The organism is Mesorhizobium sp. WSM4828 (genome assembly GCF_055811175.1).
This window is the reverse complement of sequence record NZ_JBVVQK010000012.1, coordinates 56,366-76,718: the sequence shown is the minus strand read 5'-3', so window position 1 is coordinate 76,718 and position 20,353 is coordinate 56,366. Positions and strand designations below refer to the sequence as shown.

Sequence of the window (20,353 nt, the reverse complement as noted above, 5' to 3'; positions counted from 1 at the left end):
CTTATGAGGCGCCAATCCGGCCAATTCAAGGGTGAAGCCGATAACAGATCCCGGTTGCGCCGCGCTTGACGCAAACAGGCTTTTGATGTCGATACGCCGGCAAAGAGGCCCTAGAAACAAACATGAACGCGCTACCAGCAAATCCTCCGGGCGAGAGCCATGCCGCGCTGCTCGGCCGGCTGGGCGGCCGTTCCATCGTCTTTGTCGGGCTGATGGGCGCCGGCAAGACGGCGATCGGCCGCAAGGTGGCGGCGATGCTGGCACTGCCCTTCATCGACAGCGACCAGGAGATCGAAACCGTTTCGCGCATGAGCGTCCCGGACCTGTTCGAGCGCTATGGCGAGGCGGAGTTCCGGGCGCTGGAGCAGCGCGTCATCCTGCGCGTGCTGGAGCACGGGCCGCAGGTGCTGTCGACGGGCGGCGGCGCCTTCATGAACGCGCAGACGCGCGAGGCGATCGCCAACCATGGCGTTTCGGTTTGGCTGAAGGCCGAGATCGGCCTGTTGATGGAGCGCGTTTCCAAGAAACAGAACCGGCCGCTGCTGAAAAGCGCCGATCCCCGTGCCGTGCTGGAACGGCTGATGGCGGAACGCTACCCGGTTTATGCCGCGGCCGACGTCATCGTGCCGACCCGCGACGACCGCAAGGAGATCATTGCCGCCGAAGTGGTAGACGCGTTGCGCGGCCACCTTGGCGTTGCCGACATCGACGAGGTGCGGTCGTGAGCGCTGATGCAACGGTGTCTGTCGAAGTCGGGCTTGGCGAGCGTGCCTACGACATCTTGATCGGTCCCGGCCTGCTGTCACGCGCCGGCGCCGAGATTTCGCGCCGTCTGCCGGGCACGCGGGCGGCGGTCGTCACCGACGAAAACGTGGCTAGCGCGCATCTCGCGACGCTTGCGGCCGGCCTGGCAAGCGGTGGCATCCAACATGCCGTCATCACGCTGCCGCCCGGCGAAACGACCAAGAGCTTTGCGCATCTCGAAGAGGTGGTCGACGGCGTGCTGGCCGCCAAGCTGGAGCGCGGCGACGTCGTCATCGCGCTCGGCGGCGGCGTCGTCGGCGACCTCGCCGGCTTTGCGGCCGGCATCGCGCGGCGCGGCATGAACTTCGTGCAGGTTCCGACCTCGCTGCTGGCGCAGGTCGATTCCTCCGTCGGCGGCAAGACCGGCATCAACAGCAAGCGCGGCAAGAACCTGGTCGGGGTGTTTCACCAGCCGAAGCTGGTGCTGGCCGACACCGAAGTGCTCGACACGCTGCCGATCCGCGAGTTTCGCGCCGGCTATGCCGAACTGGCCAAATACGGGCTGATCGACCGGCCCGAGTTTTTCGCCTGGCTGGAGGAGAACTGGCGCCAAGTGTTTGCCGGCGGGCCGGAGCGGGCTGCGGCCATCGCCGAGGCCTGTCGCGCCAAGGCCGACGTCGTTGCCCGCGACGAGTTCGAGACCGGCGACCGCGCCCTACTCAATCTCGGCCACACCTTCGGCCATGCGCTGGAGGCGGCGACCGGCTATGACGGCACAAGGCTCGTGCATGGCGAGGGCGTCGCCATCGGCATGGCGCTGGCGCACCGCTTTTCGTCAAGGCTCAATTTGGCGAGCCCCGACGACGCGGCGCGTGTCGAGGCGCATCTTCGCGCCGTCGGCTTGCCCTGGCGCATGGCCGACATTCCAGGCGAACTGCCCGACGCCGAGACGCTGTTCTCCTTCATCACCCAGGACAAGAAGGTGTCGCGCGGCGCGCTGACCTTCATCCTGACGCGCGGCATCAGCCAGGCCTTTATCGCCCGGGATGTGCCGGCCTCGGAAGTGCTGGCATTCCTCAGGGAGAATCATCCGGGATGAGCCAGGCCGGCTGGATCGCGGCTGCCGTGCTCGCCGGCCTCGGCCTGCTGGGCTTCGTCCTGCGCCGGCACCTGCTCGCCGGCTTCGGCTACGAGCTGCAACGCATCGAGCCGCAGCGCTCGGCGCGCGAGGAACTGCGCGGCGCCGTCAATGATTTCCGCCGCGACGGCCAGGTGGTGCGCGAGGACCGCGCCCGCATCGGCGGCCTGTTCGACCTCGAGGAGCTCGAAGTGTCGGACGTCATGGTCCACCGCACCAATATGCGCTCGGTCAATGCCGACGACCCGCCGGAAGCGGTGGTTCGCGAGATCCTGCAGAGCCCGCACACCCGCATGCCGTTGTGGAAGGGGTCGCTCGACAACATTGTCGGCGTGCTGCACGCGAAGGATCTGCTGCGCGCGCTGAACGAGGTCGGCAACGATTTCTCCCGGATCGACGTGATGAAGATCGCGTCGAAACCGTGGTTCGTGCCCGACACCACGACGCTGCAGGAGCAGCTCAATGCCTTCCTGCGCCGCAAGGCGCATTTCGCCATCGTCGTCGACGAATATGGCGAGGTCGAAGGGCTGGTGACGCTGGAAGACATCATCGAGGAGATCGTCGGCGAGATCGCCGACGAGCACGACATCGACATCCAGGGCGTCAAGCAGGAGGCCGACGGCTCCGTCGTCGTCGACGGCACGGTGCCGATCCGCGACCTGAACCGGGCGCTCGACTGGAACCTGCCGGACGAGGAGGCAACCACCATTGCCGGCCTTGTCATCCACGAGGCCCAATCGATTCCGGACGAAAAGCAGGCCTTTACGTTTCACGGCAAGCGCTTCGTCGTCATGAAACGCGACAAGAATCGGATCGCGCGGCTGAGGATCAAGCCGGCGATGCTTGGAGAATGACGGTGCGCACCGTGTGGCAGCCGTGGGCAGTCAGGCGTTTATGACAATCGATCGGCGAAGCCTGCTTCTGGCGTCGATGGCGGCGCTGCTGCCGGGACAGGCTCGTGCCGCATCGCGGCTGCGTTTGCCATCGCCCGAAACCTTCGACTATGGGCCGGCCAAGCTCGATATCTATTCCCGCGACGGCGCAAGCGGCCTGCCGGTCGTCTTCTTCGTCCATGGCGGCGCCTGGCGGGTCGGCAACCGCAACAATGTCAACTCCAAGCCTGGTTTCCTGCTCGACAATGGCTTCTGCTTCGTCTCGATCGACTACCGGATGTTGCCTGAAGCAGACGTCGCCATCCAGGCGGCTGATGTCGAACTGGCCTATCGCTACGTTCGCGCCAACATTGCCAGGCATGGCGGCGATCCGGACCGGATCGTCGCGATGGGCCATTCGGCCGGCTGCCATCTCGTCGCATTGACCGGGCTGCGCGGCGGCCTGCCCGGCGTCGCGGCGCTGATCCTCGACGACACCAGGGCTTACGATTTGGCGGCACTGGCCAGGAGCGGCGGCATGGCAGGGGTCTATGCCCGTGCCTTTCCCGATCCGGCGCAGTGGCGCGCGCTGTCGCCTGTCACCTACGTCGAAGGCCGCAAGCACCCGCCGACCTTCATCGCCCATTCGCGGGCGAAAGCCCGCGCGGCGGACGCGCAGGCCTTCGCCGGGCGTCTGCGTGCAACCGGAACCAGGGTCACGCTGTTCGACGGCAGCGCCTATTCGCACATGTCGATCAATCGCGACTTCGGCACGGAAGGCGACGCATTGACAGCTGCGGTGATGGCTTTCCTGAGGGCGAGCCTCGGCTGAGTTACCAGCGCATCTTTTGGATGGCGGCAGGCAGGTGAGGGGCGCGCGGACGCGGGGAACGAGGGACGGCTAAGCCGAGCGATTGCTGTGACCGTGGTCATTGACCATGGTCACTTCTAATCCTACATAGTGAACGGCAATTTTGTTCATTGAGGTGGCGCATGGCCGCGCAGGTGTCGAAATCGAAGTTCAAGGCAAGGGCTCTTGAGTATTTTCGTCAGGTTGAAACGAGTGGCGAGCCAATCATTGTGACCGATCACGGCCAGCCCACACTGGAGATACGACGCTATGAATCGGTCGCGCGCGACCCTTTGGAGGTGCTGCGTGGGTCTGTCCTGCGTTACGACCGGCCCACGGATCCGGTGGCCGAAGATGATTGGGAAGCCAGCAATTGATCGTGCTGGACACGCATGTTCTCGTCCGCTGGGTCGGCGGTGAGACCGATCTGCTTTCAGAACCAGCACTTCGCGCAATCGAGCGGGAGAGGATAGGCGGCGAGATTTTGATCTCCTCGATATCAGCATGGGAAATCGCCATGCTGATTTCCAGGGGGCGCCTCCTGCTATCGATGGATGTGGGTGAATGGCTGGCGACGGTCAGCAAGCTTGAAAAACTGAGCTTCATTTCCGTCGACAATGAGATTGCCGTGAACAGTACCGAACTTCCGGGAGAATTTCACAAGGATCCGGCCGATCGGATCATTGTTGCGACCAGTCGAAAATTTGCGGCACCTTTGGTGACCGCGGATCAGAAGCTGCGAGACTATCGATATGTAAAGACAATCTGGTAGGGCAACTACCAGCGGGTCGTTTCGCCGGGCGCTGCCGGCTCGATCGCCAGGGCGTGGACGCCGGATTTCAACTCCTCGGCCAGCAGATCGTTGACGGCGCGGTGACGCTCGACGCGGCTCATGCCGGCAAACGCTGGCGCGACGATGCGGACGCGGAAATGCGTCTCGCCGACGCCGTCGAAGGTGGCGTGATGGCCGGAATCCACATGATGATGCCCGGCATGGAGATGGCTTTCGTTGATGACGGCCAGCCGTTCCGGCGAAAACGCCTTTTTCAGCTTATCTTCCATCGTTGCCTGTATGGACATCGCCGCTTCCCTTCACCACATCTATGTCATCGCACAAAATTCGCCATTCGCCGGTTTTATGCCGCGATTCAGCGGTTAGGGCGATCATCGCGAAAATGTCAATTCTTGTTTCGCATCCGCGAACAGCCCATAAATGGGTGAGATGAAGCCGTACCCAAAATATTTCGAGAAGATTCGCATCCGCCCGGAGAAGGACGCGGAGCTGAAGTCGCGTTCGCCGATCTGCCAGTGGGATGGCTGCAAGGAGGCCGGTACCCACCGCGCTCCGGTCGGACGCATGAAGGAAGGCGAGTATTTCCAGTTCTGCTTCGACCATGTGCGCGAGTACAACAAGGGCTTCAATTATTTCTCGGGCGTTCCCGACACCGAGATCGCCCGCTTCCAGAAGGAAGCCATGACCGGCCACCGGCCGACCTGGAAAATGGGCGTCAACGGCGCCTCGACACGCTCCTCGCCCGACTTCGCCCAGGCGCGCTCCGGCCGCGCCGGCTACTACAATCGCATGCGCGATCCGTTCGACCTGTTCAAAGGCCCGAAGGACCCGCGCGAAGCACGCGAGCGCAAGGCCAAGCCGCTTGAGGCCAAGGCACTGGAAACGCTTGGCCTTGATACAAAGGCAAGTGGCAAGGATATCAAGGCGCGCTATAAGGAACTTGTGAAACGCCACCATCCGGATGCGAATGGCGGCGACAGAGGTTCGGAAGACCGGTTCCGCGATGTGCTCCAGGCGTATCGCGTGCTCAAGCAGGCAGGTTTGTGCTGAGCGACCATACGGTTCGTGTCGCTTTCCAACTTTCATAAGGTTGGAAAAGGCTCTAAGACCGCCCCCGAACAAAATCGATTGCCAGCGAAACGCGGCGTTTCGCTTGTGGAGACGTTGATAGAGATGAACAAGGTCGATCGCGACATCGCCAACCTGCCCGACACAACGGTGTCGGTGAAGGAGACATTCGGCTTCGACTCCAGGATGGTGGTGCCGGCCTATTCGGTGACGAGCGAGCATGTGCCCGATATCGACCCGGACTACCTGTTCGACAAGAACACGACGATGGCGATCCTCGCCGGCTTTGCCTATAACCGCCGCGTCATGGTGTCGGGCTATCACGGCACCGGCAAGTCGACGCATATCGAACAGGTCGCCGCCCGCCTCAACTGGCCCTGCGTGCGCGTCAATCTCGACAGCCATGTCAGCCGTATCGATCTCGTCGGCAAGGACGCCATCGTCGTCAAGGACGGGCTGCAGATCACCGAATTCCGCGACGGCATCCTGCCGTGGGCCTATCAGCACAATGTCGCGCTGTGCTTCGACGAGTACGATGCCGGCCGCCCGGACGTGATGTTCGTCATCCAGCGCGTGCTGGAATCGTCGGGCCGGCTGACGCTGCTCGACCAGAGCCGGGTCATCCGCCCGCATCCGGCCTTCCGGCTGTTTTCGACCGCCAACACGGTTGGGCTGGGCGACACCACCGGCCTCTATCACGGCACCCAGCAGATCAACCAGGCGCAGATGGACCGCTGGTCGATCGTCACCACGCTGAACTATCTGCCGCACGACAACGAGGTGAACATCGTGCTGGCCAAGGCCAAGCATTATCGCGACGGCAAGGGCAAGGAGATCGTCAACAAGATGGTGCGCGTCGCCGACATGACGCGGTCGGCCTTCATCAATGGCGATTTGTCGACGGTGATGAGCCCGCGCACGGTCATAACCTGGGCCGAGAATGCCGAGATATTCGGTGATATCGGCATGGCGTTCCGGCTGACCTTCCTCAACAAATGCGACGAGCTGGAACGCTCGCTGGTCGCCGAGTTCTACCAGCGCGCCTTCGGCCAGGATCTGCCGGAATCGGCGGCGAATGTGGTGCTGGGCTAAGCAGAGTCTCGATGGCGGGTCCGGGCGACAACACGCGAAACAAATCCAAGACCGGCGCTGAGAACGACAGCTTCAAGCGCGCGGTCACCGTCTGCATGCGCGCCATCGCCGGCGACAAGGATCTCGAGGTCGGCTTCGCCAAGGACCGGCCGGCGCTGGCCGGCAGCCGTGCCCGGCTGCCGGAATTGCCGAAGAAGGCATCGAAAGCGGACATCGCCATCACCCGCGGGCTCGGCGATTCCATGGCGCTGAAGCGCGCCTGCCACGATGCGCGCATCCACACCAGGCTGGCGCCGGAAGGCAAACAGGCCCGCGCCATCTATGACGCGGTCGAGCAGGCCCGGGTCGAGGCGATCGGCAGCCGCGCCATGCAGGGCGTTGCCGACAATATCGGCTCGATGCTGGAGGACAAATACGCCAGAGCCAACCTCGTCGACGTCAAGGACAAGGCCGACGCGCCGATCGAGGAAGCGCTGGCGCTGATGGTGCGCGAAAAGCTGACCGGCCGCGCTGTGCCGAAGAGCGGCGAACGGCTGGTCGACCTCTGGCGGCCCTGGGTCGAGGAAAAGGCCAGCGCCGACCTCGATGGGCTGTCGGCAAAGCTCGACGACCAGCAGGCGTTCGCCCGCGTCGTGCGCGAGATGCTCGCCTCCATGGAAATGGCGGAGGAACTCGGCGACGACCAGGAGACGGAAGACTCCGAGGACAACGACGAAAACCAGCCGCAAGGCGAGGAGCAGAACGAGGAGAGCGGCGAAGACGATTCCGGCTCCGAGCAGTCGCAGTCCGAGGATACCGAGGCATCGTCGGACGACGAGCAATCGGCCGAGACGGAAGCCTCCGACGCCACCGCCGAGGATCTCTCCGACGATGACGACGCCGATGCGGAGACGCCCGGCGAGGCGCGCCGCAACGACAATCCTTTCACCAATCTGCCGAAAGAGATCGACTACAAGGTCTTCACCACGGCCTTCGACGAAACCGTAGGCGCGGAAGAACTGTGCGAAGAGGAGGAGCTCGACCGGCTGCGCGCCTTCCTCGACAAGCAGCTCGCCAATCTTTCCGGCGTTGTCGGGCGGCTGGCCAACCGGCTGCAGCGCCGGCTGATGGCGCAGCAGAACCGCTCCTGGGATTTCGATCTCGAAGAGGGCTATCTCGATCCGGCGCGGTTGGTGCGCGTCGTCATCGATCCGATGCAGCCTCTGTCCTTCAAGCAGGAGCGCGACACCAAATTCCGCGACACGGTGGTGTCGCTGGTGCTCGACAATTCGGGCTCGATGCGCGGCCGGCCGATCACGGTCGCGGCGACCTGCGCCGACATCCTGGCGCGTACGCTGGAACGCTGCGGCGTTTCGGTCGAAATCCTCGGCTTCACCACCCGCGCCTGGAAGGGCGGGCAGGCGCGCGAGAAATGGCTGAAGGAAGGCAAGCCGCCGAACCCCGGCCGTCTCAACGATCTGCGCCACATCATCTACAAATCCGCCGACCATCCGTGGCGGCGGGCGCGCCGTAATCTCGGCCTGATGATGCGCGAGGGGCTGCTCAAGGAAAACATCGACGGCGAGGCGCTGCTGTGGGCGCACAACCGGCTGATCGCGCGGCCGGAGCAGCGCAAGATTCTGATGATGATCTCGGACGGCGCGCCGGTCGACGATTCGACGCTGTCGGTCAATCCGGGCAATTATCTCGAGCGGCATCTGCGCGCCATCATCGAGCTCATCGAGACGCGCTCGCCGGTCGAGCTTCTGGCCATCGGCATCGGCCACGACGTCACCCGCTACTATCGCCGCGCCGTCACCATCGTCGATGCCGAAGAACTGGCCGGCGCCATGACCGAGCAGCTGGCCTCGCTGTTCGCCGAGGAAACCGTGCGCGATACGCGGCGGGGCGGCATGCGGCGCGCCGGATGATTTTTTCCCGCGGCGGCTTTTGGCAGACGCTTTTGGCCGCCATTGCGTTGTTAGGCATCAGTTTGGCGCCGGCTGTCGCTGCCGGGCCGGCCTCGGTTGAGCCGGCCGAAATCTCGGCACGGCCAATCAGCGAATTCCATATCGGCCGGCCGGACAAACAGTTCGGGCCGCTCGAATTCGTCGGCGGGCTCGAAATGGCCTCGCCGACGCGCGATTTCGGCGCGCTGTCGGCGCTTCGGTTTCTCAAGCCGGGCAGCGATTTCATCGGCGTCGCCGACACCGGCTTCTGGTTCTTCGGCACCCTCGTCCACGATGCCGACAAGCGGCCTTCCGGCATCGAGAATTTTCGCATGCAGCAGATGGTCGATGCGGCCGGCCAGCCGATCGACCTGAAATGGGCGGTCGACGCCGAAGGTCTCGCGGTCCGGAACGGCATCGCCACGGTCGGCTTCGAGCGCGATCACCGTATCGCAGAGTTCAAGATCGACCCGGACGACATGAAGGCGCCGTTCAGGCAATTGGACTTCCTGATCCCGGCCTGGGAACTCCGCCGCAATCGCGGCTTCGAGACCGTCACTCGCGCCAATCCCAACGGGCAGCACGAGGGCGGACTGGTCGTGGTGTCGGAAAAGAGCCTCGACGAGGCCGGTAACATCTTTGCCGCGATCATCGAAGGGCCGCACAAGGGCGTCTTCACCGTCAAGCGCAATGGCGATTTCGACATCACCGACGGCGCCTTCCTGCCGGACGGCGACCTGTTGCTGCTGGAGCGCAGTTTTTCGATGGCCCGCGGCGTCAAGATGCGGCTGCGGCGCATCTATGGCGAAAGCGTCGAGAAGGGCGCCGTCGCCGACGGGCCGGTGCTGCTTGAAGCCGACATGGGTTACCAGATCGACAACATGGAAGCGCTCGACGTCTGGACCCGCGACGACGGCGCGCTGATCGTGTCCATGATGTCTGACGACAACCACTCGATCCTGCAGCGCAATCTTTACCTGGAATTCATCTTGCACGAGGATTGACGCGCGATCGCCCGTTGCGGGGCTGATGGCGATGCTGGCGTTTCCGCGTCGTTCGCAGCGCATGCAATGTCATTGGCGATTTCCTCGGCAATGACCGGCATCGTTTCCAGCCAGCTCCCACCATCTGCAAAAAATACCTTAGCCGTGACTTGACAATTTGTGTCATCGGCGAAATACTCAAGTCTATGCTTAAGTATTCCGAGATCGACAGCATCCTGCGGGCTCTTGCCGAGCCGACGCGCCGGGCAATCCTGGAAAGGCTGAGCCGCGGGCCGGCCACCGTCAGCCAGCTGGCGGAGCCGTTCGGCATGACCTTCGCCGCCGTGCTCCAGCATCTCCAGGCGCTGGAAGCGTGCGGGCTGATCCGAAGCGAGAAGGTCGGACGCGTGCGCACCTGCCGGATCGAGCCCGGCGGGCTTGCCCCGCTCGCCGACTGGATCGCCGCGCGCCGTACGCCGGCCGAACGCCACCTCGACCGTCTCGGCCAGATTCTGGCGGAGACGGACCAACCGAACGCAACACTCCACGACCAGGAAAAGGACGACAAGAAATGAACCAGATTGCCCCGGCTGACGACGATCACTCCGTCATCCATTCGACCTTCAGCATCGAGCGGACCTATCCGCAATCGCCCGAGCGCGTCTTCTTCGCCTTTGCCGACAAGGCGACGGTACGGCGCTGGCGCGTCGAAGGTGACGGCTTCACCATCGCCGAATTCACCTTCGATTTCCGCGTCGGCGGCGGCGAGGTTTCGCGGTTCAGCCATCAGGGCAGCCCGGAGATCAGGCTCGATGCGCAATTCCAGGACATCGTCCCCGACCGGCGCATCGTATTTTCCTATCGGATGGCGGTCGGGCCGCAGGCGCTGTCGGCGTCTCTCACCACCGTCGAGTTCGCACCCTCCGGCGACGGCACCCGCCTGACCTATACCGAACAGGGTGCGTTCTTCGATGGCGTCGATTCAGCGCAAGGGCGCGAAGAGGGCACGCGCGGGCTGCTGCAGGCACTCGCCGCCGAGCTTCAGAAAGCGAAGTAGTAGGTGGCGGCATGCCGGGCGGAGCCCAAACAGTAATCCGCCCGAAATGCTTCCGCTATGCTTTGCTTGCCAGCCAGACGACGTGACGGGCGCCGCGCTTGCCGTGAGCCCGCACCTTGACCTTCTCGACCGTGAAGCCCGCCTGCTTGAGCCTTCGGGTGAAACCTGCGTCAGGGCCCTGCGACCAGACCGCCAGCACACCGCCGGGCTTGAGCGCTGCTCTCGCGCTGATCAGGCCGGCTGCGCTGTAGAGCGCATCATTGGCCTTGTAGACGATGCCTTCGGGGCCGTTGTCCACATCGAGCAGGATCGCGTCCCAAGCCGATGCCTGCGAACGGATGAGCTGACCGACATCGGTCTCGCGAATGCCGACGCGCCGGTCGTCAAGACAGCCCTCGAAAACCTCGGCCATCGGGCCGCGCGCCCACGTCACGACCGCCGGTACCAGTTCGGCAACGGTGACCTTCGCATCGGCGCCAAGCTCGGCCAGCGCCGCGCGCAAGGTAAAGCCCATGCCGAGGCCGCCGATCAGGATGCTTACGTTCTGCCGGCCGGCTATCCTTTGACAGGACAGTTTCGCAAGCGCCTCTTCGGAACCGCTGAGCCGGCTGTTCATCAGCTCGTTCGCGCCAAGCATGATCGAGAATTCGCCGCCGCGCCGTTTCAGGCGGAGTTCCTGTCCGCCGTCAGGCGTTTTTGCCGTGTCCAGTTGAAGCCAGGGGATCATGCTCGATAGTCTTTGAGCATGATCTTGTCCGAAAACCGGTTCCCACTTTTCGCTAACGCGGACCTTCGGTTCGGGATCATGCTCTATGCCGCCAGTGCCGGCTGGCTCCAGCGGGCGGCAAGCAGCCGGTAGGGGATCAGCGCCACCACCGCTATGACCAGCTTGACGCTGAGATCGCCGAGCGCCCAGGATATCCAGCGCATCGTCTCGACCGGCAGCACGCCCATCAATGGCGCGGTTTCCAGCGCAAAGCCGTCGTTCGGCCCGGCGAAGGCAAAGGCCGCGGCAAAGGCGACGGTGAAAAACACCACCGTATCGAAGACGGAGCCGACCAGCGTGCCAACGATCGGTGCGCGCCACCAGCTCTGCCGGCGCAGCCGGTTGAACACGGTGACGTCGAGCAATTGCGCGGTGAGGAAGGCGGCGCCCGACGCTGCGGCAATGCGCACCAGCCGGTCGGCGGCGGTCTCGAATTCGATCAGGCCGTGGCGAAACAGCAGCGGTGGGATGACGACCGAGCAGACCACCGCTGTCATGAAGCCGACAAAAACGATCCTGCGCGCCACCGCCGGCCCATAACGGCGATTGGCGAGATCGGTGACCAGGAATGAGAACGGATAGGTGAAGGCGCCCCAGGTCAGGATGTCGGCCAACGACAACCCGCCGATTGCACCCTGCATCGGGAACTGCACAAGGATGTTCGAGGCCACGACGACGAGCGCCATGGCTGCCACGAAGGGCAGGTACCGCGAGAGGAAAATCATTTTTTTATCCTGGGTAATGGAACCAGCGGAACGCGATCCGGAACCCGGGTCACGCCCTGGAAGGCGACTGACCGCCGAAAAACTCAGGCAGCCGGCTGTTCGGCGAGCTTCTTGGCGATCTGCTTCTTCAACAGGCGGGCGCGCTGCGACAATTCCTTGGCATCTGCCTTGACCAGGAAGGCATCCAGGCCGCCGCGATGCTCGACCGAACGCAGCGCGTTGGCCGAAATGCGCAGGCGCACATTCTGGTTCAGCGCTTCCGAGATCAGCGTCACATTGACGAGATTGGGCAGGAAGCGACGCTTGGTCTTGTTGTTGGCGTGGCTCACATTGTTGCCGGACATGACTGCCTTGGCAGTGAGTTCGCAAGTGCGGGACATGATACTAACCTTCGGTTCTCGGTCCTGGCCAAACATTGGACCCGCGCCGGATGGCGCGCGGTTTCGGTCAGGCGGCCTTATGGAAAAAGTTGGCGTTCCATAGTTGCATTTCGTCGATGCGTCAAGCTTGGGGTTGGTTAGCGCCAAGGGAATCAATCAAAAGGACGTCTGATGCCGGCGCCGCCCCTCATCCGCCTGCCGGCACCTTCTCCCCGTATAGTGACGGGGAGAAGGGGCTGGTCGCAACCTTGGCGCGTTTTCTGCAACGTTCGAGGTTGGCGAAATCCTTCGCGAAGGCGCCCTTCTCCCCGTCACTATACGGGGAGAAGTGCCCGGCAGGGCGATGAGGGGCGGCGCAAACTTATCAAGATTGTCCGGGTAGCCACATTTTGTTCTTGCTTTGTGCCGGCAGCTATGCTATTAATTTGGGTATGGTGCCAATTGGCTCCAACGACCCGCCCGCCGAGGCGGGTTTTTCATTTCCGGCTTCCGTCACCTCCCACCAACCAGCCCCAACGTTGCCTGCCGACGCCGCCTTTCACATTAAGGCCGGAATTCAGCCTATAAGCGGTCGCACAGGGACATGCCAGACCGGAGCCGCCCCGTCCGGTCGACAATCAAGGACCCGCCATGCCTCGTTCTTTCCTCCATGCCCTGGTCGTGCTGCTGGCCGTCGCGCTGCCGACAACGGCTTCGGCCGATCCGCAATCCTTCACGGGCGAGTATTCGGTGTCGTTCCTCGGCCTCTCCGTGGCCAAAGCGAAATTCTCCAGCCATTACGAGGGCGACACCTATTCTATCGAGGGCAGTGTTTCCGCCGCCGGGCTCGCCACTTTGTTCGACGATACGAAAGGCACGATCTCGTCGAAGGGCAAGATTTCGGGCAAGCAGTTGCAGCCGCAAGCGTTCCACGCCGACTACACGTCCGGCAAGAAGGCATCGATGATCGACATCCAGTTTGCCAACGGCGTCGTCACCTCGACCAAGGTCGTGCCTGAGCCGAAGAAGCGCAATCCCGAGAACTGGATACCGCTGGCCGGCAGCCATCTCGTATCGGTCCTCGATCCGATGGCCGCGACCGTTATCCATGCCGACAGCCTCGATCAGGTCTGCGGGCGCACCGTGAAGCTCTATGACGGCGAAATGCGTGCCGATTTGAAACTGACCTACGAGTCCAAAGGCTCGATCTCGGTGACCGGCTACCAGGGTGATACGGTCACCTGCAGGCTGGGCTTCGAGCCGGTGGCCGGCTACCGCAAGAACCGCAAGGCGCTGAACTACCTGAAGAAACGCAGCCGCATCATGGTGACGTTTGCACCAGTCGGCCAAAGCGGCGTATATGCGCCGATCCGCGCCACGGTCAGCACGCAAATCGGCCCGTTGACGATCAGCGCGGAGCGGTTCGAAGCGAACGAATAGGCGTGATCGTGCGCCGCCAACGGGCATGGGGGCGACGGGTATGGCGCGCGCAACACTGATCGGCTTCTCCGCAGTCGCTATGTGGGCGCTGCTGGCGCTGCTTACCGATGCTTCGGGCGCCGTGCCGCCGTTCCTGCTTTCGGCAATCACCTTTACGATCGGCACTTGCGTCGGGCTGGTTGCCCGGCTGTTCATGCCGGCAGCCGGCGGCGCCGCGAAGATACCACGCAAAGTCTGGGTGATCGGCATTGCCGGCCTGTTCGGCTACCACTTCTTCTATTTCACCGCGCTGCGCAATGCGCCGGCCGTCGAGGCCAGCCTGATCGCCTACCTGTGGCCGCTGCTGATCGTGCTGGGGTCGGCGCTGATGCCGGGCGAGCGGCTGGCCTGGAACCACGTCGCCGGCGCGCTGCTCGGCCTTGCCGGCACGGTCCTGATCGTCACCAAGGGCGGCGGGCTTGCCTTCGACGCGCGTTATGCCTTCGGCTACGCCATGGCCGGCGTCTGTGCGTTGCTGTGGTCGTCCTATTCGCTGTTGTCGCGGCGTTTCCCGTCGGTGCCGACCAGCATCGTCACCTGGTTCTGCGCCGCCACCGCGGCCCTTTCGCTGGTCTGCCATCTGTTGCTTGAACAGACGGTGCTGCCCGCCGGCGCCGGCCAGTGGCTGGCCGTGCTCGGCCTCGGTCTGATGCCGGTGGGGGCGGCCTTCTATGCCTGGGACATCGGCGTCAAGCGCGGCAACATTCAGGTGCTGGGGGCGGCAAGCTATGCCGCGCCGCTGCTGTCCACCCTGGTGCTGATCGCCGCCGGCTTCGCCGAGCCGTCATGGCGAATCCTCGCCGCCTGCGTGCTGATCACCGGCGGCGCGGCACTGGCGGCGAAATCGCTGTTCCTGCGCAAGAGGGCCACGAGCGAGGCAAACGCATGATGCCGTTTCCCGGCGGCATCGATGCCAATGCCAATGCGACGCTGGTATTTTCGCTGGCGGCGGCGGTGATTTACGCGTTCAGCCTCGGCATGCCGCCGCGCCTTTCGCGGTCGGCTGCAAGGACATTGGCGGTTGCGATGTTGGCGGTGCTGGTCGTGCAACAGCGCGGCCCATGGCTGCTCGTCGCCGCGCTCGGCGTCAGTGCCATCGGAGACACCTTCCTGTCGCGCGACGGCGAGAAGGCATTTCTTGGCGGCACGGCCAGTTTTCTTGCCGCGCATGTGCTTTACGTCGTGCTGTTCCTGCGTGCCGGCGCCGGCCTCGGGCTGCTTTCGGCCGAGCCGTGGCGGGCAGCGATCGTGCTGGCGATGATCGTGTTGGTGCTGGCGATGCTTTTCGCGCTCTGGCGCCGCATAGGCCCGGCCTTGCGTTTGCCGATTGGCATCCATGCCGCGGCACTGCTTGCCATGGGCATTGCGGCGTTCACCCTGAACAGCGTCGGGGTCGTCGGCGGCGTCGTCCTGCTCATCCTGTCCGACGGGCTGCTCGCCGCGGAAAATTTCATGCTGCCCGCCATCTCGCCGCACCGCATCTGGGTGCGCCATGCGGTCTGGGCGGTGTATTACGTCGGCCAGCTGGCGATCACGCTGGGTTTCCTGTTGGGCTAGGTGCCTAGGGCGTTCCCGGCAGCCAGCCTGGTTCGGCAAGTTCGAAGGCGGCGAAATCGAAACCCGGCGCCACGGTGCAGCCGACCAGGGTCCATTCGCCGAGGCTGCGTGCCGACTGCCACCAGCCTGCCGGCACGACGATCTGCGGCCGCTCGCCTGCGGCAAGCGCCGTACCGAGGATCTCCTCGATGACGGGACCGCCTTCTCGATGTATCGACAGCGCCAGCGGCGCACCGTTATAGAAATGCCAGACCTCGGCCGCGTCCTTGACGCGGTGCCAGGCCGACAATTGGTCCTTCTCGAGGAGGAAATAGATCGCCGTCGAATGGCCGCGCGTGCCTGCCGCCCCGTCGCGAAAGGTCTCGGCATACCAGCCGCCTTCCGGATGCGGCTTGAGGCCGAGCAGGGCGATGATTTCGGCGGAACTGGTCATGACCCTAGCTCCTGGCGCCGCTCAGAAATTGTCCTTGCGCTTGCGGATCTCGGCGAACACTTCGGCGTCGGAGGCCTTCTCCAGGCCGAGATGCCTGCGGATCGCCGGATCGTGCCAGCGCAGGAACGGATTGGTCGACAGTTCCTCGCCGATCGTCGTCGGCAGCGTCGGTTTGCCGTCGGCGCGCAGCGCCTCGATTTTCGCGGCGCGCTCTTTCAGCGCCGAATTGGTCGGGTCGACGGTGAGCGCGAAACGGGCGTTGGCCAGCGTATACTCATGGCCGCAATAGACGACCGTCTCGGCCGGCAGCGCCGCGAGCTTCTTCAGGGATTCGTACATCACCGGCGGCTTGCATTCGAGCAGCCGCCCACAGCCGAGCGCAAACAGCGTATCGGCAGCGAATGCCACTTTCGACGCCGGCAGATGATAGGTGACATGGCCGGCGGTATGACCGGGTGTGGCGATGACCTCGATCCGCTCGTCGCCGAGGTGGACGACCGAGCCTTGCTCGACAGTTTCGTCAATGCCGGGAATCTTTGCCTTTTCGGCTTCCGGCCCGACGATGCGCAGCTTGAAGCGCTCCTTCAGCGCCAGATTGGCCTCGACATGGTCGAGATGGTGGTGAGTGGTCAGGATCATCGTCGGCGTCCAGCCGGTGCGCTTGATCGCTGCCAGGATCGGCGCCTCCTCGGGCGCATCGATGAGCGCCGTCTGACCGCTTTTGGGGTCATGCACCAGCACACCGAAATTGTCGCTGCGGCACATGAATTGTTCGATCACGACCGGCATCGTATCTCTCCGTTTATAGGCGCAGACATAGGGCGCCTGCCAGCCGATGTCATCTGCCTTTGTTGAACTTGGACTGCTTCGAAGCTACCGTTCCGCCCATGCATTCAGACATTGTCGATCTCCGTTCGTTTTATTCGACCACGCTCGGCCGCCTGGCCGAACGCTCGATCACCATGGCGCTGTCCTCGATATGGGCCGTCGTGCCCAACGAGCGGCTGGTCGGCCTCGGCTACACCTTGCCGTGGCTGGAGCGCTTCGGCAGCGATGCCGAGCGTGTCTTTGCCTTCATGCCGGCGACGCAGGGCGCGGTGGTCTGGCCGGCGACCGGGCCGACGGCGACCGCCCTGGTCTTCGACGAGGAACTGCCGTTGGTCGATTCCTGCATCGACCGCATGCTGCTCGTCCATTCGCTCGAACATGTCGAGAACCCGCGCGAGACGCTGAACGAGATCTGGCGGGTGCTGTCGCCGGCCGGCCGTGTCGTCATCGTCGTGCCCAACCGGCGCGGCGTCTGGGCGCGCTTCGAGCATACGCCTTTCGGCAATGGCCGACCGTTCTCGCGCGGCCAGCTCACCGAATTGCTGCGCGAAGCGAATTTCACGCCGGCGGCGTGGTCCGATGCGCTGTTCTTCCCGCCGTCGCCGCGACGTTTCATGATGCAGTTTCACAATGTGCTGGAACGCGCCGGCCGGCGCTTCTGGCCGATCTTTTCGGGCGTTATCGTCGTCGAGGCGCAGAAGCGGCTCTATCAAGGCGTGCCGGTTGCCCAGCGCGCGTCGCGCCGTGTCTTCGTGCCGGTTCTCTCGCCGCATGGCGCGCCGACGCTTGGCCGGCTGTCGCGGACCGAACGTCTGGCGCCGCCAAGATGACGCGTTCGTGATCCGACGCAGCTTTTTCTCACCTATCTGTCGCGGACAGGTTGGCTGCCCGATTGAAGGCATACGCGGTCGATTCTATGACCGGGTTTCAGCACCGCCTCCGAATGCAAGGATCCACTCATGGCTGATCTTCCGGATGTCGAGGCCAGCGCCCAGAAGCTTGCCACGTCGATTGAAGCCAGCAGCCTGCGTGAGCAGCTGGCAACAATCAAATTGGCGCTGACCACCTCGCCAGTGCGAAAACAATTGTTTTGGGCCGCGATCGGCATCGTCGCCGTCATCGTGGCGAGCTCGATCGGGCAGATTCTGCTCAATCGCTGGAACCAGCCTTTCTACGACGCGCTGGCGCGGCGCGACATGCCGGCTTTCCTGCATCAGCTTCTGGTCTTTGCCGGCATCGCCGGCGGGCTTGTGGTGCTCAATGTCGGCCAGACCTGGCTCGACCAGATGCTCCGCCTGAAGCTGCGCGAGGCGCTGACGCTCGACCTGATCGACGAATGGATGCGGCCGGCGCGTGCCTTCCGGCTGACCCATGCCGGCGCCATCGGCGTCAATCCCGACCAGCGCCTGCAGCAGGATGCCGGGCATCTCTCCGATCTTTCCACCGGTCTCGGCATCGGCCTTCTGCAGTCCTGCATCCTGCTTGCCTCCTTTGTTGGGGTCCTGTGGTCGCTGTCTTCCGGCTTCGTCTTCCATATAGGCGGCCATTCGCTGGCCATACCCGGCTACATGGTCTGGGCGGCGATCCTTTATGCTGGCACCGCCTCCTGGTTGAGCTGGCTGGTCGGCCGGCCGCTGATCCGCTTCAACAACGATCGCTATACGCGTGAAGCGGAGCTGCGCTCCTCGGTGGTTCGCGTCAACGAGAACGTCGATGCCATCGCGCTGGCGCATGGCGAGGCCGATGCCAGGCGCCGGCTCGAATTCGATCTCGGCATGGTGCTGGGCGCCATGCGGCGCATCTACAGCGCCCAGATAAATCTTTCCTGGGTTACCGACACCTATGGCTGGATCACTGTCGTCGCGCCGATCCTTGTCGCCTCACCGGTCTATTTTGCCGGCGATATCAGCTTTGGCGGCTTGATGATGGCAGTCGGCGCTTTCAACCAGGTGCATTCCTCGCTGCGCTGGTTCATCAACAATATCGGCGGCATCGCCGATTGGCGCGCTACGCTGATGCGGGTCGCCGACTTCCGCATCGCGCTTGGCGACACCGACGCGCTGCACCATACGGAAAGGCGCATTTCGTTCGGCGAAAACCCGGACGGCAGCCTGACCTTCGAGAGACTCGAGATCGCCTCGCCGGAGGGATGCACCAAGCTTGCCGACCCGCATGTCGAAATCCGCGCCGGCGACCGGGTCATGATCACCGGAGATCCGGGCGCCGGCAAGACGCTGTTTTTCCGGGCCATTGCCGGTCTGTGGCCATGGGGCAGCGGACGGATCGGCATGCCGGCCGGAGAAGCGCCGATCTTTGTTCCGCGTACCCCCTATTTCCCGCTCGGCAGGCTGCGCGAGGTGCTCAACCATTCAGATGGCGCTGCGGAGGCGAGCGATGCCGAGATCTCGGAGGTGCTGGCCGATGTCGGGCTGCAACGCCTGTCGTCCTCGCTCGATCGCTCGGCGCGCTGGGAGCGTGAGCTCAGCGACGACGAGCAGCGTCTGCTGGCCTTTGCCAGGCTGGCCTTGCGACGGCCGAAATGGGTGATCATCGACGAGGCGCTGGACGCATTCGACGGCCCGACGCTGAGGCAAGTGCTGTCGATGCTGGAGAAGCGCCTTCCCGACGCCGCGATCCTCAATATCGGCCGCGGCCAGCACAATGCCCGCTTCTTCCGGCGGGCGTTGACCATCGTCAAGGATACCGGCCAACCGCCACTCAAGCCGGCCCGTATCAGGGCAGGTGCCATCGAACCGCCCCCGGCTATCGCTTCGGCTGGCCGAAAGAAATAGAAGGCAAGCTTTATTTCGCCGCGATCGCGGCGAAAAACTGTCGCGATCGTTTCAGATGGGAACGTTCCGATCGGCCATGCTTGACGCTCTCGCCCTGCTCGCCTGCCTTGCCTGCACCCCGGCGGCACCTGCGGCCGCGCCGGCCATTGCAATTGCCGTCGATGTCGAGCTGGTGCTGGCCGTCGACATCTCGCAGTCGATGGATGAAAGGGAATTTGCCCTGCAGCGCGCCGGCTATGTCGCGGCACTGCGCCACCCCGACTTCATCAACGCCGTGCGTGCCGGCACCTCCGGCCGCATCGCCATCGCCTATTTCGAATGGGCCGGCACCATCCGCGACGATGCGGTCATTGCCTGGCAGGTCGTCGACAGCAAGGAGAGCGCCAACGCTTTCGCCGACAAGATCGCGGCCCGCCCGTTCAGGAGCTTTCGCGGCACCTCGATCTCCGGTGCAGTGGCTTTCGGCGCCGAGCTTTTCGACGGCACGGCCTTCGCCGGCAAGCGCCGCGTCATCGACGTCTCGGGCGACGGCCCAAACAACACCGGCCTGCCGGTCACAACGGCACGCGATGCGGCGCTGGCGAAGGGCATCGTCATAAACGGCCTGCCGATCCTGATCAGCCCGTCACCCACCTTCAGCCATCTCGACCGGTATTATGCCGAATGCGTTACCGGCGGGCCGGGCTCGTTCGTGCTGCCGATCTATGCTGCTTCCGAATTTTCCACCGCCACTCGCCGCAAACTGATCCTCGAGGTCAGCGGCATCGAGTATCCCAAGGTGGATCCGAGGACGATCCGCATCGACGCACCGATCGACTGCCTGCAAGGCGAGCGCGACCGGCGGTTTTTCTCGGACCCATATTTCCCGGAACTTGACCGATAAGGCTGG

Annotated in this window: 24 protein-coding genes; 18 read left to right on the top strand and 6 right to left on the bottom strand. The window is 63.9% G+C overall.

Going from position 1 to position 20,353, the window contains the following annotated elements:
• Nucleotides 1-122: 122 nt before the first annotated feature.
• From AC0L2X_RS15915 to AC0L2X_RS15890, 6 genes are all read left to right on the top strand, one after another.
• Entirely contained in the window at nt 123-725 is a 603-nt protein-coding gene (locus AC0L2X_RS15915) for a shikimate kinase (protein ID WP_473599997.1), read from the top strand.
• Nucleotides 722-1,843 carry a 3-dehydroquinate synthase gene (aroB, locus tag AC0L2X_RS15910; protein ID WP_473599996.1) on the top strand — a complete coding sequence of 374 codons (1,122 nt, stop codon included), beginning with the start codon at nt 722-724 and terminating at the stop codon, nt 1,841-1,843. Before AC0L2X_RS15915 ends, aroB begins: the two co-directional genes overlap by 4 nt.
• A complete protein-coding gene (locus tag AC0L2X_RS15905; RefSeq protein ID WP_352489387.1) occupies nt 1,840-2,736 on the top strand; it encodes an HlyC/CorC family transporter in 897 nt (298 codons plus the stop codon). The genes aroB and AC0L2X_RS15905 overlap by 4 nt, the downstream gene beginning before the upstream one ends.
• Before the next feature lie 40 nt (nt 2,737-2,776).
• Nucleotides 2,777-3,586 carry an alpha/beta hydrolase gene (locus tag AC0L2X_RS15900; protein WP_473599995.1) on the top strand — a complete coding sequence of 270 codons (810 nt, stop codon included), beginning with the start codon at nt 2,777-2,779 and terminating at the stop codon, nt 3,584-3,586.
• A 161-nt stretch (nt 3,587-3,747) separates the two neighbouring features.
• On the top strand, nt 3,748-3,981 hold the full coding sequence (locus tag AC0L2X_RS15895) for a type II toxin-antitoxin system Phd/YefM family antitoxin (protein ID WP_473555114.1): 234 nt from the start codon (nt 3,748-3,750) through the stop codon (nt 3,979-3,981).
• 2 nt (nt 3,982-3,983) lie between these two features.
• Complete coding sequence (locus AC0L2X_RS15890; RefSeq protein ID WP_352489448.1) at nt 3,984-4,376, top strand: type II toxin-antitoxin system VapC family toxin; 393 nt, start codon at nt 3,984-3,986, stop codon at nt 4,374-4,376.
• Between the two features lie 5 nt (nt 4,377-4,381).
• Here AC0L2X_RS15890 and AC0L2X_RS15885 read toward each other — a convergent pair whose 3' ends face one another.
• Entirely contained in the window at nt 4,382-4,684 is a 303-nt protein-coding gene (locus AC0L2X_RS15885; RefSeq protein ID WP_473555115.1) for a BolA family protein, read from the bottom strand.
• A 133-nt stretch (nt 4,685-4,817) separates the two neighbouring features.
• Here AC0L2X_RS15885 and AC0L2X_RS15880 point away from each other — a divergent pair, with 133 nt between their 5' ends.
• The 6 genes from AC0L2X_RS15880 to AC0L2X_RS15855 all read left to right on the top strand — a co-directional run bounded on the left by AC0L2X_RS15880 (nt 4,818) and on the right by AC0L2X_RS15855 (nt 10,525).
• Nucleotides 4,818-5,447, top strand: coding sequence for a J domain-containing protein (locus tag AC0L2X_RS15880; RefSeq protein ID WP_254816626.1), 630 nt, complete (start codon nt 4,818-4,820; stop codon nt 5,445-5,447).
• A gap of 123 nt (nt 5,448-5,570) precedes the next feature.
• Nucleotides 5,571-6,557 carry a cobaltochelatase subunit CobS gene (gene cobS / locus AC0L2X_RS15875; protein ID WP_473599994.1) on the top strand — a complete coding sequence of 329 codons (987 nt, stop codon included), beginning with the start codon at nt 5,571-5,573 and terminating at the stop codon, nt 6,555-6,557.
• Nucleotides 6,558-6,568: 11 nt separating this feature from the next.
• Nucleotides 6,569-8,467, top strand: a complete 1,899-nt coding sequence (gene cobT / locus AC0L2X_RS15870; RefSeq protein WP_473599993.1) for a cobaltochelatase subunit CobT — start codon at nt 6,569-6,571, stop codon at nt 8,465-8,467.
• A complete protein-coding gene (locus AC0L2X_RS15865) occupies nt 8,464-9,489 on the top strand; it encodes an esterase-like activity of phytase family protein (RefSeq protein WP_473599992.1) in 1,026 nt (341 codons plus the stop codon). The genes cobT and AC0L2X_RS15865 overlap by 4 nt, the downstream gene beginning before the upstream one ends.
• Before the next feature lie 185 nt (nt 9,490-9,674).
• The gene (locus tag AC0L2X_RS15860) at nt 9,675-10,043 is read left to right on the top strand and encodes an ArsR/SmtB family transcription factor (RefSeq protein WP_352867153.1); all 369 of its coding nucleotides are present in this window, start codon (nt 9,675-9,677) and stop codon (nt 10,041-10,043) included.
• Complete coding sequence (locus AC0L2X_RS15855) at nt 10,040-10,525, top strand: SRPBCC family protein (protein ID WP_473599991.1); 486 nt, start codon at nt 10,040-10,042, stop codon at nt 10,523-10,525. The genes AC0L2X_RS15860 and AC0L2X_RS15855 overlap by 4 nt, the downstream gene beginning before the upstream one ends.
• Nucleotides 10,526-10,580: 55 nt before the next feature.
• Here the strand turns inward: AC0L2X_RS15855 and AC0L2X_RS15850 are convergent, their stop codons facing one another.
• The 3 genes from AC0L2X_RS15850 to rpmB form a co-directional block, all read right to left on the bottom strand.
• Nucleotides 10,581-11,252: a spermidine synthase gene (locus AC0L2X_RS15850; protein WP_473599990.1), complete on the bottom strand. Its 672-nt coding sequence runs from the start codon at nt 11,250-11,252 to the stop codon at nt 10,581-10,583.
• A gap of 83 nt (nt 11,253-11,335) precedes the next feature.
• A complete protein-coding gene (locus tag AC0L2X_RS15845) occupies nt 11,336-12,016 on the bottom strand; it encodes a queuosine precursor transporter (protein ID WP_473599989.1) in 681 nt (226 codons plus the stop codon).
• An 83-nt stretch (nt 12,017-12,099) separates the two neighbouring features.
• Nucleotides 12,100-12,396 carry a 50S ribosomal protein L28 gene (rpmB, locus tag AC0L2X_RS15840; RefSeq protein ID WP_292664929.1) on the bottom strand — a complete coding sequence of 99 codons (297 nt, stop codon included), beginning with the start codon at nt 12,394-12,396 and terminating at the stop codon, nt 12,100-12,102.
• A 630-nt stretch (nt 12,397-13,026) separates the two neighbouring features.
• Here rpmB and AC0L2X_RS15835 point away from each other — a divergent pair.
• Genes AC0L2X_RS15835 through AC0L2X_RS15825 form a run of 3 tightly spaced genes read left to right on the top strand, consistent with a single transcriptional unit; the run spans nt 13,027 to nt 15,411 of the window.
• Nucleotides 13,027-13,815 carry a DUF3108 domain-containing protein gene (locus AC0L2X_RS15835; RefSeq protein WP_473599988.1) on the top strand — a complete coding sequence of 263 codons (789 nt, stop codon included), beginning with the start codon at nt 13,027-13,029 and terminating at the stop codon, nt 13,813-13,815.
• 40 nt (nt 13,816-13,855) lie between these two features.
• On the top strand, nt 13,856-14,743 hold the full coding sequence (yddG, locus tag AC0L2X_RS15830) for an aromatic amino acid exporter YddG (protein WP_473599987.1): 888 nt from the start codon (nt 13,856-13,858) through the stop codon (nt 14,741-14,743).
• Nucleotides 14,740-15,411 carry a lysoplasmalogenase family protein gene (locus tag AC0L2X_RS15825; RefSeq protein WP_473599986.1) on the top strand — a complete coding sequence of 224 codons (672 nt, stop codon included), beginning with the start codon at nt 14,740-14,742 and terminating at the stop codon, nt 15,409-15,411. Before yddG ends, AC0L2X_RS15825 begins: the two co-directional genes overlap by 4 nt.
• A 4-nt stretch (nt 15,412-15,415) precedes the next feature.
• Here the strand turns inward: AC0L2X_RS15825 and AC0L2X_RS15820 are convergent, their stop codons facing one another.
• Nucleotides 15,416-15,844, bottom strand: coding sequence for a cupin domain-containing protein (locus tag AC0L2X_RS15820; RefSeq protein WP_352714212.1), 429 nt, complete (start codon nt 15,842-15,844; stop codon nt 15,416-15,418).
• A 21-nt stretch (nt 15,845-15,865) separates the two neighbouring features.
• Nucleotides 15,866-16,633, bottom strand: a complete 768-nt coding sequence (gene gloB, locus AC0L2X_RS15815) for a hydroxyacylglutathione hydrolase (protein WP_473599985.1) — start codon at nt 16,631-16,633, stop codon at nt 15,866-15,868.
• A gap of 98 nt (nt 16,634-16,731) precedes the next feature.
• On the opposite strand from gloB, the gene AC0L2X_RS15810 reads away from it, so the two are divergent.
• The 3 genes from AC0L2X_RS15810 (at nt 16,732) to AC0L2X_RS15800 (ending at nt 20,347) form a co-directional block, all read left to right on the top strand.
• Nucleotides 16,732-17,502: a class I SAM-dependent methyltransferase gene (locus AC0L2X_RS15810; protein WP_352489400.1), complete on the top strand. Its 771-nt coding sequence runs from the start codon at nt 16,732-16,734 to the stop codon at nt 17,500-17,502.
• Nucleotides 17,503-17,631: 129 nt separating this feature from the next.
• Complete coding sequence (locus AC0L2X_RS15805) at nt 17,632-19,464, top strand: ABC transporter ATP-binding protein/permease (protein ID WP_473599984.1); 1,833 nt, start codon at nt 17,632-17,634, stop codon at nt 19,462-19,464.
• 76 nt (nt 19,465-19,540) lie between these two features.
• Nucleotides 19,541-20,347: a DUF1194 domain-containing protein gene (locus tag AC0L2X_RS15800; protein WP_473599983.1), complete on the top strand. Its 807-nt coding sequence runs from the start codon at nt 19,541-19,543 to the stop codon at nt 20,345-20,347.
• The last annotated feature ends 6 nt before the right edge of the window (nt 20,348-20,353 follow it).